This is a genomic window from Mesobacillus jeotgali (assembly GCF_900166585.1).
In the GTDB taxonomy this organism is placed as follows: domain Bacteria; phylum Bacillota; class Bacilli; order Bacillales; family Cytobacillaceae; genus Mesobacillus; species Mesobacillus jeotgali_A.
In genome coordinates this window covers 382,360-395,808 of record NZ_FVZC01000007.1, presented here as the reverse complement: position 1 = coordinate 395,808, position 13,449 = coordinate 382,360, and the positions used below count along the sequence as shown (strand labels likewise).

Annotated in this window: 9 protein-coding genes; 1 reads left to right on the top strand and 8 read right to left on the bottom strand. The window is 45.6% G+C overall.

Features of this window, described 5'->3' with window-relative positions; all coding sequences use genetic code 11:
- Positions 1 to 28: 28 nt before the first annotated feature.
- From B5X77_RS03395 to B5X77_RS03365, 7 genes are all read right to left on the bottom strand, one after another.
- The gene (locus B5X77_RS03395) at positions 29 to 838 is read right to left on the bottom strand and encodes a CheR family methyltransferase (protein ID WP_079505100.1); all 810 of its coding nucleotides are present in this window, start codon (positions 836 to 838) and stop codon (positions 29 to 31) included.
- Between the two features lie 36 nt (positions 839 to 874).
- Positions 875 to 3,658 carry a response regulator gene (locus B5X77_RS03390; protein ID WP_079505098.1) on the bottom strand — a complete coding sequence of 928 codons (2,784 nt, stop codon included), beginning with the start codon at positions 3,656 to 3,658 and terminating at the stop codon, positions 875 to 877.
- A 255-nt stretch (positions 3,659 to 3,913) separates the two neighbouring features.
- Complete coding sequence (locus tag B5X77_RS03385; RefSeq protein WP_079505096.1) at positions 3,914 to 4,885, bottom strand: carbohydrate kinase family protein; 972 nt, start codon at positions 4,883 to 4,885, stop codon at positions 3,914 to 3,916.
- Positions 4,886 to 4,896: 11 nt separating this feature from the next.
- Positions 4,897 to 6,387 (bottom strand): glycoside hydrolase family 32 protein, encoded by a 1,491-nt coding sequence (locus tag B5X77_RS03380; RefSeq protein ID WP_079505095.1) that lies wholly within the window; start codon positions 6,385 to 6,387, stop codon positions 4,897 to 4,899.
- A 61-nt stretch (positions 6,388 to 6,448) separates the two neighbouring features.
- Complete coding sequence (locus B5X77_RS03375) at positions 6,449 to 7,885, bottom strand: PTS transporter subunit EIIC (protein ID WP_079505093.1); 1,437 nt, start codon at positions 7,883 to 7,885, stop codon at positions 6,449 to 6,451.
- A 164-nt stretch (positions 7,886 to 8,049) separates the two neighbouring features.
- Positions 8,050 to 9,039, bottom strand: coding sequence for a LacI family DNA-binding transcriptional regulator (locus B5X77_RS03370; RefSeq protein ID WP_079505864.1), 990 nt, complete (start codon positions 9,037 to 9,039; stop codon positions 8,050 to 8,052).
- 737 nt (positions 9,040 to 9,776) lie between these two features.
- Positions 9,777 to 10,007 carry an ABC transporter gene (locus B5X77_RS03365; protein WP_139378289.1) on the bottom strand — a complete coding sequence of 77 codons (231 nt, stop codon included), beginning with the start codon at positions 10,005 to 10,007 and terminating at the stop codon, positions 9,777 to 9,779.
- Positions 10,008 to 10,170: 163 nt separating this feature from the next.
- Between B5X77_RS03365 and B5X77_RS03360 the strand changes: the two genes are divergently transcribed.
- A complete protein-coding gene (locus tag B5X77_RS03360; RefSeq protein WP_079505089.1) occupies positions 10,171 to 11,904 on the top strand; it encodes an ABC transporter ATP-binding protein in 1,734 nt (577 codons plus the stop codon).
- A 288-nt stretch (positions 11,905 to 12,192) separates the two neighbouring features.
- Here the strand turns inward: B5X77_RS03360 and B5X77_RS03355 are convergent, their stop codons facing one another.
- The gene (locus tag B5X77_RS03355) at positions 12,193 to 13,428 is read right to left on the bottom strand and encodes a helix-turn-helix domain-containing protein (RefSeq protein ID WP_079505087.1); all 1,236 of its coding nucleotides are present in this window, start codon (positions 13,426 to 13,428) and stop codon (positions 12,193 to 12,195) included.
- Positions 13,429 to 13,449: the final 21 nt, after the last annotated feature.

Here is a 13,449-nt window from a genome sequence, read left to right as displayed (position 1 = left end):
GGATTTTTCCCCACTGCTTTGAACAAGATTATTTTTTGCGATAAAGCTTCTCCCTCGTATTGAAGGCTTCCAAAAAGCCAAGCTCAGGCCTGGCCGTTTCCTTTGTGCCAAGGCCCAGGAAACCTCTATGGCTGAGGCTTTCATCAAACAGCTGGAATACTTGCCGCTGCAGGTCCAGGTTGAAGTAGATCAGGACATTGCGGCAGATGATCAGATGGAATTCATTAAAGGAGCCATCAGTCACCAGATTATGCTGAGCAAATACGATATTTTTTTTCAATGATGGCTTCAGGCGTGCAACTTCGCTGTCCGCATCATAATACTCGGAGAACGACTTGTTCCCTCCTGCCATGATGTAATTTTTCGTATATGCCTGCATTTTACGCAATGGCATTATCCCAGATTCAGCCATTACCAGAACGCTTTCGTTCATGTCTGTTGCATAGATTTTCGTCCGGTCAGAGAGGCCTTCTTCCTCGATTAAAATCGCCATCGAGTAGGCCTCCTCCCCCGTCGAACAGCCTGCATGCCAGATTCTGATTTCAGGCAAACCCCTCAAGAGCGGAATCACTTCTTCACGCACTGCCTTGAAGAAAGTGGGATCCCGGAACATTTCGGTGACATTGATCGAAAAATCCTTCAGAATGTCATTCAAAACCCTCTCATCATGGATGATTTTTTCGGTCAAACTTGTAATGCTGGACAATTTTTCAGCATTCATTCTTGCGGTCGTCCGCCTCATGATCGAGGAACGCATATAATTCCTGAAGTCATAGCCGGACAGGCGATAGACAGCCAACAAAAGCAATTCAAGCTCTAAATCTTCGTTTTTCACCATTCAACCCTCTGCTTTCATCCTCATCGTCACAAGCTTCTATGACAGCCAAACACGCATGGCTGACAATAACTGGTCCAGCTTCATCGGTTTACTGATATAATCACTCGCTCCTGCATCAAGGCATTTTTCCCGGTCGCCCTTCATCGCCTTGGCAGTCAAAGCAATGATTGGCAAATCCTGGTTTTCCTCATTCCAGCGGATTTGCCTGATCGCTTCATAGCCATCCATGACCGGCATCATGATATCCATAAGGACGATATCGACCTGCTCGATTTCCTTCATCTTTTCGAGGCAGTCGGCCCCATTATCAGCTGTGATCACGTTCATGCCCTCTTTTTGCAGGACATTTTTCAGGGTGAAAATATTGCGGTGGTCATCGTCTGCGATGATGACGGTTTTACCCGTCAGGACCGTCGTTTTCCCGACAATGATTTCCTCTTCCAATTGCGGTGATTCTGGCAAAATCGGCGCCATTTTTGCTGGCTGGTCAATCGCTGCAGCCACCTGATCATTCACTTCAAAGTCAGCTATGGCAGGATAGCCATCTGGCAGGTTTGGGATGATCACTGTAAAAGTGCTTCCCAATCCTTCCCTGCTTTCCACCTTGCAAATTCCTCCCAAAAGGAGTGAAAATTCTCTTGAAATCGATAGGCCAAGGCCAGTTCCGCCATACTTCCTCATGATTGCGCCATCCACTTGCTGGAAGGCTTCAAAAATCATGCGCTGCTTGTCTTTCGGAATGCCAATCCCCGAATCCGTCACCGAGAATTTCACCCATGTATCGGACTGGCCTTTGAGCGGACAGCCCAGCGTTTCTTTCTCGTCCGCCTTCTCGATTCTTACGGAGACTGAGCCTTTTTCCGTAAACTTGAAGGCATTGGAAAGTAAATTCTTCAGGATCTGCTGCAGCCTTTGTTCATCCGTATAGATGATTGGCGTAACATCCTCCGTCTTCTCGACGGTAAATTCGATATTCTTACTTTTTGCAACCTGGGCGAACTGCCGTTCAATTCTTTCCGTAAACTCATCAAGGAAGACCTCTTCAAAGCTTACTTCCAGTTTGCCTGCTTCAACCTTGGACAGATCAAGGATGTCATTAATCAAATTCAACAGATCCTGGCCGGACGAATGGATTACCTTCGAGAATTCCTTTTGTTCATCCGAAAGGCCATGCTCTTCATCATCAAGCATCATCTCGGAAAGAAGCAGGATACTGTTTAATGGTGTACGGAGTTCGTGGGACATGTTCGCGAGGAATTCCGATTTATAGGTCGAACTTTGTTCAAGCTCACTCGCTTGCTTTTCTAAATCTTCCTTGGCAGCTTGGAGCTCCTCGGATTTCAGTTCCGCATCATGTGTCCGCTCTTCCAGCTGCTCGTTCATCATCCGCAGCTCCTCCGTCTGCATTTGTAATTCTTCAGACTGTGACTGCAATTCCTCTGATTGGGACTGCAGCTCTTCGGATTGTGCCTGGAGCTCTTCCGTCTGGGCCTGTGATTCAAGCAATAAGCGCTCCACTTCCATCCTGCCGATGATATTGGCCAGTCCAATTCCGAGAGTTTCCAGGACATTGTCAAGAAGCTTCTGACCAGCCAGTGTAAACCCGGTTATTCCCGCAATTTCAACTACGGCGACCACTTCATCCTTTAGCATGACAGGCGCCATAATAATACTCTTCGGTGTGACATCCACGAGACCTGTAGAAATCACCCTGTAATCCGCAGGGATATCATTCATAATCACTGTTTGTTTCTCGGCAGCACATTGCCCAATTATGCCTTCACCTGCGAAGAAGCCATTCCGTCCGGCATCGTCTGCGTAAGAAGCGACCTTCTTAAAATAAGGCCTTCCATTCGATTCATCTTTAAGATAAAAAGCACCCAGATTTCCATCCATGATCGGCGTCAGTTTTTTAATGAAGTTTTCAGCCAGAGATGAAACCGTCACTTCCCTGCTGTATAGCTTCACTATATCGACTGAGTTCGATTGAATCCAGTTTTGTTCTTCCATCTCATCATTGTACTTCTGTTCTTTCTCTGTCAGCTCCTCGATGGAAACAGCCATCGAATTGTAAGCCCGGGCAATCTCCCCGAATTCACCTTGAACTTCTGCATCCATCCGCGGGATTGATGACAAGTCATCATAATTCACCTTCTTGATCGTCTCTGTAAAGGAATTCACCGTGCCAACAGTATCCCGGATTACCCAGAGCATCACGCCTGTAATCAGGGCAATCGCAAGGACAACCAGTCCAATTAATCCTATGACAAGATTGTCATAGGTTCCCGTGGCTTCCTTCATCGCTCCATCCATCAAGGTTTCCTGATATTCTTTAAACTCATCTATTTTATCAAACAGCTGATCCCTAACCAGCATGTCTTCCTGGTATACAGCACGCACGTCACTTTGGCTCGCCCCACTGGCAATTTGCCGATAAATCTCGTTCTCCATTGCCTCATATTCCTGGTAAGCTTCCTGCACCTGGGATACCATTACTTTGGATTTATTCCGGTTCAAAATGGATTCCAGCTCAACCAGTCTGTCACTGATATCCATCTGTTTTCCAGAGGCATTGGGGGCCTGTATATTAGACCTATCGGATTCCCCATATTCTGTGATCATTTGAACTAGGTTTCGGTCATTCTGGTACAGTTGCTGCCTGATACTTGTTACCTCGCTCACCTTATAATAACGATCCTCGACAATTTCAAGCAGGTTTCCCTTGATTGAATTCATCATCGCCAGGATTGTAATCAATAAGAGGAACAAAAATAACAGCGTAAGACCCAATCCAAAATATTGCTTCTTTTTAAAGCCCATTTTCTCCCCTGCTTTCCCTCTAATAAACTTCTATAAATATATCAAACTTCCAGCAAGTTATCTATTGGAACCCTTATCTGGCGAACATTGGGAAATGTTTCAGCATAGCAGGACGATTAATGCGGGGAAAATTGCACGAAAACCATCTAGTAAAAGATGATCCCAGGCAGGAGAAACTTTCCTCATTTCTAAAAGTGAAAATTAGCCCCAACTCGTGCTTCAAGAAATAGAAAAAGGCCCTTATTGATGGGCCTATTATTGTTCCTTGATAAAGTTAAGTACCTGTTCCTTTTCAGGCAGTGCGGAAATCGCCCCTTTGCCTGCGGCAGTCAATGCTCCACTGGCATTGGCAAATTGAAGAATTTCCTCGTGCTTCTCGCTCAAAATTGCTGCAAGGTTTTTCGGCTCCGCTCCAGCTTCAAGCAGCTTGTAAAGGAATCCGCCGATAAACGCGTCACCAGCACCAGTCGTGTCCTGGACATCTACTTTATAGCCAGCTGACTCCCATTTGCTGTTTTTTACATAAAGATCAGCCCCGTCTGCACCCTTCGTAAAGACCACTGCCTGAACATCTCCTGTAAAAAGGGATTGGATGGCGTCTTCAACATCGCTTATTCCTGTGATGAATTCCAGTTCTTCATCGGAAATTTTCACAATATGCGCATGCGGCAAAAATTCGAGGATAGCTGATCGGCAATCGTCGGGATTGTCCCAGAGCGGCAGCCTGACATTAGGATCAAAGCTGATCAGGCCGTCTTTTTCCTTCATTAAAGAAATTGCACGTTTATGTGCCTGCTTCATTGGGCTTTCAACAAGATCCACCGAACAAAAATGAAGTACGTCCCCCTTTGCAAACCATTCTGCCTTCACCTCTTCCTCAGTAAAAAGCAGGTCCGCTGATGGCTTGCGGTAAAAGGAGAAGTCCCTCTCGCCATCGTCTTTCAGCGAAACAAACGCAAGACCAGTATTGGCTTCTTTCGTACGGAGAACTTTGGCTGTTTCAACGCCGGCGTTCTCCAGTTGTTCAACCAAAAAGTCACCAAAAGCGTCTTCCCCAAGCTTTGTGATCATCGAGGCTGCATGCCCATATTTGGCAACAGCAGCGGCAACATTGGCTGGAGCCCCGCCTGGAGCACGCTCGAAAGACATAACATCCTTCAGCGCTGCACCCTTTTGCTGGGGGATAAAATCAATCAATACCTCCCCAATCGAATAAAGCTTTGTCATCCTTCTCACTCCTAAAACGAAATTCCCTGTGCCAGTTCATGCTTTTCATAGCTGCAGCTGACTTTCCCATCAGCGAAAATCCTTATCCCGTTCGATTCTTCATTAGGGAAAACCCGCGTAGTGAATACTACTTCACCATCATTGATGAAAACTTCCGCAATACTGCGGTCAACTAACACCTGAACCTTCACTGTGTCATCGATTTCCAGCTCAGAACTTCTTACAAATCCATATTCACCGCCGAAGGCCGCTTCGAATTTTTCCCGGTTCACGCTCACAGTCTTCCCGCTGCGATTAAATTCGAGGACAAGCCCTTCTTTTTCAGAAGCAAAAAGTTCCAGCCCAAATTTGTCCGCTTCCATTCCGGTGAAATCGAGTTCCAGTTCATACTGTTCTCCAATGCCGATCTCTACGCTGCCAGCCGTCTCTAATACTACATCGCCAGCTTTCGCATTTTTCCTAAGCTGTTTCAATTCCTGGGCAGGCTTTTGTACCAGCTTCCCGTTCACGATATCAAGTTCACGCGGAATGGACAGGCAGTGTGCCCATTGTTCATTATCGGATGGGTAATCAATCTCCCCCATCCCAGCCCACGCGAACAGCAGACGTTCATTATTTTTGCCAGCAAAGGTCTGGGGAGCGTAAAAATCGAAGCCCTTCTCGAGTTCCTGATAATCCTCAACATCAAACGTCAGCGTATCGAGATTCAATTCACCTAAAACATAAATGACATTATAGATATTATGATAGTCATGTCCATCAGGCTTCAACCCTTGAGGTGAAACGACAATCACATCTTTGCCGTTCAGTTCAAAAAAGTCCGGGCATTCGAGCATGTAAACTGAATCAGGAAAATCAATCTTAAGGTTCAACTCACCTTTAAAAGTCCAGTCAATCGCATTTTCAGACTCATAAACAATAATTGCACCAGTCAAGTCACTTCGCTGGGCCCCAAGCAGCATGTAGTAGCGGCCATTTTTTTCAAAAACCTTCGGATCGCGGACATGTCCGGTATATCCTTCCGGAACGCCTTCAATCAAAGGGTTGTTTTCATATTTCGTGATGGTGCCGTCCTTGTCCATAATTGCCAGGTTCTGGTTCGCCGAACGCTCGACCGGACCGTACTTGATATTGCCCGTATAGTACATGTACAGCTTGCCATCGACTTCAAGTGCCGCACCTGAATAGGCGCCGTGGGATTCATAATCCTCAACGGGAACTAGTGCAACCGGCAAACGCTCCCAGTTCACAAGGTCCTTCGATTTGGTGTGAGCCCAATGCTTCATGCCATGCATTGCATCAAATGGATACCACTGATAGAACACATGGAACTCTCCGTTAAAATACGCAAGCCCATTCGGATCATTGATCAGCCCATATTGAGGATGAATATGATAGGCCGGCTTCCAAGAGGAATGTGCCGATTTTTCCCTCAGCTGCTCTAATTCATTTTCCTTTGCATCAAAAATCGTTCTATATTTCGGTTCTGTGTATCTTGTCATGTTGTATTCCCTCCCGCTGAAATAGCGATGAGAGGAATCGCTTCCTCTCATCAGGGTATATTTAATCCAATGCTGGCTTTTTCACTTTCAGGTAAATAATCGTTAAAATCGCTCCGACTGCAAGTGCCAGTAGGTTGGCGATCACATAGTTGACGTGGCCTCCGCCCTGTGCAGCGACAATCGCAAAACCAGGGACAGCTGTCGCACCGAAACCAAGTGCCTTGATTCCTGTGATATAGACATATGCACCGCCAAGCGCGCCACCGATCATACCGGCGATCAGCGGGAATTTATACTTCACGTTCACACCGAACAATGCGGGTTCAGAGATTCCGAATAGAGTGGAGGCAAAGGCTGATACGCCAATCTGCCTTGCTTTTTCGTTTTTCCACAACCCAAGAGTATAGCCAAGCACGGCACCGCCCTGACCCATGAGGGCTACAGACATAAGCGGCATGATGAAGTTGAATCCTGTGTCAGCAATCAGCTGTGCCTCAACCGCACCAATGACGTGGTGAAGGCCAGTGATAACGATGACCTGCTGGATGCCGGCGAAGAGCATGAAGCCAACGATTCCAAGATTATCAACAGACCACATCAAGCCTGAAGTAATTGCATCTGCAAGCAGACGGCCAAGCGGGCCAATTGCCGTAAACAGCAGGAATCCTGCAACGACGATTGTTAAAAATGGTGCAAGGAAAAGCTTGATGATATCCGGAACTTTCCTGCTGAAAAATTGGTCAAGCTTTGCAACAACAAGCCCCATCATTAAAGCAATGATAATGCCGCCCTGGAACGCAACAAGCGATACTTTCAATCCGAAAAGGCTGATGACCTCCGGTTTTACCGTTCCATTACCAACAAGGTAGGCATTCGCCAGATCCGGGTGAAGCATGATGGCTCCAAGAACCAAACCTAGTACCGGGTTGCCGCCAAAGCGCTTCGTTGCGGAATACACCACCAGCAATGGCAAAATCGTAAAGATACCGGTAGACATGATAGCAATGAATCGGTTAAAGCCAGCAATCGCGGGATACATTTCCACAACGGATTGCTTGCCGAAAATCCCCTGCTGGCTCAACAAGCCGGTTACACCCATCAATAGAGCTGCGGCCAAAAGACCAGGGATGATTTCTACGAATACATCGGATAACGCTTTTATGCCTCTTTGGAAGGCATTTTGTTTTTGGGCAGATTGCTCTTTCACATCGCCGAGAGACATTTCCTTAATTCCGGCTTCCTTGGTAAAGACAGCGTATACATCGTTGACCGTACCGGCTCCGATGATGATCTGCAGCTGATCGCCTGCAACAAATGATCCCTTTACATAATCAAGGTTGCCGATTGCTTTTGTATCAGCAAGAGAATTATCTTTCAGAACAAGCCGCAGTCTTGTTGCACAGTGAGCAGCGCCTTGAAGGTTTTCTTTTCCGCCTATTAATCGAATAATTTCTTGGACGGTAGGCAGGTATTTTGACTTTAAATTTGAATTAGCCATGATTCTAATTCCTCCCCTTTTCAAATCGGAACCGGTTCCAATTAAAAGTAAAAAAATAAAGTTCTGTTTCGTTCCCACCAATCTTTTTGTGTGGCGGGAACCGGTTCCACAAATTCATAATAAAACAGGATTGCCATTTATGCAACCCTTTTCTGAAAACGTTATCAGCTTTTCATATTTTTGACGCTTTCGCCTTCGATAAAAGAATAGCCTGAAACCTGCAGTGACGGTACTTCTTCCCCATCTGTCATCCTGATGATGGTATTTGCTGCCAGTATTCCTGTGTCACTATTATTGTAGCGGATAGTCGTCAGTGCTGGATGGATGACTTCCGAAATATTATATCCGCCGAACCCAGCTAGCGAAACATCATCAGGAACTTTTTTACCAAGGCGAGATAATGTTTTCAGTGCACCAAAGGCAATCGTGTCGGTTGCACCGATGATAGCCGTAGGCCGAAAATGACCAAGCATTTCCTCCGTGACCCTTGAGGCATCCTGAAAATCAAACTCTGTTTGGAAAACCTTCGCTTCTTTCACTCCGCCATCCGCCAATCCGTCAAGGATCCCCTGCTTCCGCTTCTGGCCAACGGCAATATCGCTCTCTGTCACCCCAAGATAAGCAACCGATTTATGCCCTTTTCTTGCAATATACTGTCCCATTTCAAAACCCGCATGATAATCATCATTGATGATGCAGTTAAACTGATCCACTTCCTGTGCCACAATCAAAACAGGAATCTGGATGGAGTTAATCGTCTCAATATGCTGATCTGTCATTCCAGTCGCAATCAGGATGATACCATCCACCTTCTGGCGCGACAGGCTGACAAGACTTTCAATTTCCCTGTCGATATGCTTGCTCGTGCTGATGATCAGCGTCGTGTAGTCCTGCTTTCGAAGCTCTTCATCAATCGCCATCAGCACCGTCGAAGTGACATAAGAATCCAGTGTTGGAGCAATCACCCCGATGAAATTCGTCTTTTTCGCCTTCAGACTCTGGGCAAATGAATTAGGCTCATATTTCGTCTCTTCAATGACCCTGCGAATCCTCGCCTTCGTCTTCTCGCTGACATTCCCGCCATTCAAATACCTCGACACCGTGCTTTTCGCAACACCAGCCAGCCTGGCAATATCATTAATTGTTGTATTCATTCCATCACCCGATTTCCCGCAAATCTTGTTGACCTCATTATATAGCAAGGTCTGCATTGTTGAAAGTTGATTGATGGAACACTGCTAATTACATCCCTCGCCAACTCTGAACCATTTGGAAGCTGTAAATGTAAAATTCACTATACTCAAATTTAAAAGACAGCAGGTTCCTCTTAGTATTCATATACATACGAAAAAAACGGAAGACCCTTTTATGATCCTCTCTGCTTGAAAATCATTTCCTTTTTGGTGGGATAGTTCGATTTTCCTCATCGTTGCAATGAAATATTGCCGGTCATTGCCCTTTTCCATCAGGATAGGGTTCAAACTTATTCTTCATGTGTAGAAAAAAGTATATATGGAAAGAAATAACTAACGAATATCCTTATTTTAAAGTGGTGGAAAAATTTTTATAGCGAGTTTTTACTTTTTATAGCGAATTTTACATTTTTATAGCGAAAATTTTCTTTTTATAGCGACTTTTTATTTTTTATAGCGAGTTTTAAGTTTTTATAGCGAACTGGAAATTTCCCTGCATTTTTTCCAGTTGAAAATGCAGCGAAATCTTCTCATGCTCCTGTTGCAAACTAATCATAACTTAATGATTCGGTTGGATTTAGGCTTGGGGCATTATTCTCCGGCTGCAGTCCGAAAAGGACACAAATAACCTTTACCTTCATTTAACTCCCACCATCAAAAAAACAGCCTCATTAAGAGACTGTTTCATTGTTTAGCGTTTATCCGAAACAACAACGCCATAATCTTCTCAAGAGGCAGAATGCAAACAAGATGACTACGATTAAACCAAGAATACCTACGATTGTATTTAATGTAACAGCCAATGGGCCAAGTACTGCTAGTATCGTACCGACTACTCCAAAGAAAGACAACAGAACCAACCCTACCCCTACCAGGATGCCAAGAAACAATTCAAACACGCTGCATGCAGCATGAACACCGCTACTCATATGCTTCACCTCCAAACCTTTGTTCACTTTCATCATATGCGTGTACCACACTGCTTGTTTATGAAAGGAGAAAAAAGAGGCGAATTTCATATCCATCCAAATTTCCATCTATATTCAAAGTGGTTTATGATGTAGTCAAATAGTATGAACAGGAGAACGTGTAATGGAAAAACAGCAAACAAGCTTAAAACCATTCCTTTCATTAATACTTTCAACAAATATACCAAAAGCCGCCCTTTTTACAGGTATGGCTGCCAGCATCATAACAACACTTGCTGGCCTGGTGGTTCCGCTATTGACGAAGAACCTTGTTGATGGTTTTTCTGTGGAAGCCATCAGTTTGCCTCTCATTCTGGCTATCGGTGCCGCCTTTATCATTCAGGCTCTTATCAGTGGGATTTCGATTTACCTGCTTAGTTACACAGGGCAAAAGGTCGTCGCCAGGCTGCGTGAACGGATGTGGTCGAAGCTGATCCGGATGCCGGTGCGTTATTTTGATAAGCAGTCCAGCGGCGAGACTGTCAGCCGAATTGTCAATGACACTAGCATTGTCAAAGAACTGATCACGAACCATTTTCCGAATTTCGCTACAGGAATCATCTCAATCATTGGAGCTGTGGTAATTTTACTTGTGATGGACTGGAAGATGACCTTGCTTATGCTTATATCTGTCCCATTGACACTTGCCATCATGATTCCGCTCGGCAGGAAAATGGCCAAAATCGCCCGCGGGCTGCAGGATGAAACAGCGGTTTTCACCGGCCATCTCACCCAGACCCTTGGTGAGATAAGGTTAATGAAAGCATCTACTGCTGAAAAAATTGAAGAAGATAACGGTTATCGAGGAATCGATAAATTGTTCAACTTTGGATTAAAAGAAGCAAGGATTTTCGCTTTGATTGGCCCGATCATGCAGCTGATGATCATGGTCGTCATCGTCATCATCATCGCCTATGGAGGAATGCGCGTTGTTAACGGCACAATGTCGACAGGTGCGCTCATCGCCTTCCTGCTTTACTTGTTCCAGATCATCATGCCGATAACTTCGTTCGCGATGTTCTTTACTCAACTGCAAAGAGCGAAGGGCGCAACTGAACGGATCATTGAGATTCTTGACCAGCCTCTTGAAGAGGACCAAAAAGGCATCGAAATGGACATCAGCAACAAGCCCATCACCATTGAGCGGGTATCATTCGCTTATAGTGAAGAGGAACGAGTCATTGAAAAGGTTTCATTGGATGCACAGCCAGGGCAAATGATTGCGTTCGTTGGCCCAAGCGGCGGCGGCAAAACGACGATGTTTGGTCTAATTGAAAGATTTTATGAACCAACAGCTGGCGAAATCAGGATTGGCGATACAAACATACAGCAGCTCACGCTGAATTCCTGGCGAAGCCAGATCGGCTATGTATCCCAGGAAAGCGCAATGATGGCTGGAACCATTCGTGAAAACCTTCACTACGGCCTGGAAAATGGCGACAAAATCCCGGATGAAGTCCTATGGGAAGTAGCGAAAATGGCTTATGCCGACCAGTTTATCGCAGAATTTCCTAAAGGGCTTGATACCGAAGTCGGCGAGCGCGGCGTTAAATTATCAGGCGGGCAAAGACAGCGGATCGCCATTGCCCGTGCCTTCCTCCGCGACCCGAAAATCCTGATGATGGACGAAGCCACAGCCAGCCTCGACAGCCAGTCAGAGGGCATCGTACAGCAGGCGCTCACAAGGCTGATGGAAGGCCGGACAACGTTTGTCATCGCGCACAGACTTTCCACCATCGTCAATGCGGATAAGATAGTCTTCATAGAAAAAGGCCGTGTAACTGGAATGGGCTCACACCAGGAACTGATTCAATCTCATGATTTATACAGAGAGTTCGCCGAGCAGCAGCTCGCATAATTTAAAAGGAGTTTTCATTCCAAAAACATTTGGAATGAAAACTCCTTTTTTGAGCAGCTATACTTGAAATGATGGCTTAATCTCTCAATCAAAACCAGGAATCTCTCGATAAAAAGTAATAATCTCTCGTTAAACTTTTTCAATCTCTCGTTAAAATCGATTTATCTCTCATTCGGGCGAGATAATCTCCCGTTTATCCAAAAAAAGTAAAACTCATGCCGGGTTCCAGACCATTAAAATCAACATCTTTTCGCGGTCTCCCCTAGTTTCACTGACAACCATCCCTTTTCATACAAAAATAACCTCCTCTGTGGCGCGATAGTCCCTCGGTGACAGTCCTACATATTTTTTAAAAGTGCCGCTGAAATAGTTGGGCGTGTTGTAACCTAGTTCTTCAGCGATGGCTTCTATGGTGTGGTCGGTGTGGCGAAGCAGCCAGACAGCACGCTGCATGCGAACGAAGGTAACATACTCGACGAAGTTCCGTCCGGTTTCTTGTTTAAAAATCCGGCTGAAATAGGGAACGCTGAGGTTAATTTGGTCGGCAACCTGTTTGATTGACAAATCCTCCGTGCAATACTTGGAGATGTGTTCGGTACACTTTTGAATCTGCTTGTCCTTCGTGATTTCCTCGAAATAGCGGAGTTGAAGCCTTTCGTATGGAGACGTTCGCCGGGCCTTGCATGCTTCCTTGTATGAATGATGCAGGAGCAGCGGCTCACGATAGATCGACCCTACTCCTATATAAAGCTGAATACCGTATTCATTCTCCAGTGACTCAATGGTCTCGAGGATACGTTCCTCCCCCTCTTTCCAATGCTTCATTGAACCATATTCAGGCTGGACCTGGAGCAGCAAGAGCAAATGTTTTCGATAGGACAGGAAGGTGAGCTGTTGTCCCTCAAATTGCTTTTTAAACAAGTCCTGGATCACCATCGGTGCCTGCCAGCCTTCTTGCATTCGTCTAGCCGGACTGCGGACGAATCCCTGGATGAACAGGACGATGTTGGGAACAGCCTCTCCTGGAATGAAAAAACGGGATTGCAGCAGCTCATCCTCCGTCTTAACATCCCCGGATAAGAGCCTGCGCAAAAAAGCCTCCTTAAACGGCAGGGAATTGCCTCCTCCTCCAAGATCTGCTTCTATTGAATGGATTAATTCATCGCTTTCTGTGAATCTTGTAATCTCCGTTTCAATTTCGTCAACTGCACGCTTTAAGGTTCTTAAAAAAACGTGCTGCTTCACTGATTTTACAAGAAGGTAGGTCAGCTTGAACTCGATTGCCAGCGGAGAGGTGTGAAGCAGGGATGGGTCGAGCAGCGGAATGATCCGGCAGTCTTTATTCCGCTTGCGGAACCGGTGTATTTTTACCCAATCATGCCATTTGTTCACTTCAATAATCGCGATATGTATATCCTTCTCGTGTTCTGCGAGCTTACAATTCTCCTTGCATTCTTCCAAAATCCAGGCAGCCAGTTTCCTGTATTCCCTCTCATCTTCAACCGAAAGCAAAACTCGATACAAATTGAACACCCCCTTTGTGAA

Coding starts and splice junctions, on each gene's coding strand:
- B5X77_RS03395 (WP_079505100.1), bottom strand. CDS start 838: ATGGTGAAAAACGAAGATTTAGAGCTTGAATTGCTTTTGTTGGCTGTC.
- B5X77_RS03390 (WP_079505098.1), bottom strand. CDS start 3,658: ATGGGCTTTAAAAAGAAGCAATATTTTGGATTGGGTCTTACGCTGTTA.
- B5X77_RS03385 (WP_079505096.1), bottom strand. CDS start 4,885: ATGACAAAGCTTTATTCGATTGGGGAGGTATTGATTGATTTTATCCCC.
- B5X77_RS03380 (WP_079505095.1), bottom strand. CDS start 6,387: ATGACAAGATACACAGAACCGAAATATAGAACGATTTTTGATGCAAAG.
- B5X77_RS03375 (WP_079505093.1), bottom strand. CDS start 7,885: ATGGCTAATTCAAATTTAAAGTCAAAATACCTGCCTACCGTCCAAGAA.
- B5X77_RS03370 (WP_079505864.1), bottom strand. CDS start 9,039: ATGAATACAACAATTAATGATATTGCCAGGCTGGCTGGTGTTGCGAAA.
- B5X77_RS03365 (WP_139378289.1), bottom strand. CDS start 10,007: ATGAGTAGCGGTGTTCATGCTGCATGCAGCGTGTTTGAATTGTTTCTT.
- B5X77_RS03360 (WP_079505089.1), top strand. CDS start 10,171: ATGGAAAAACAGCAAACAAGCTTAAAACCATTCCTTTCATTAATACTT.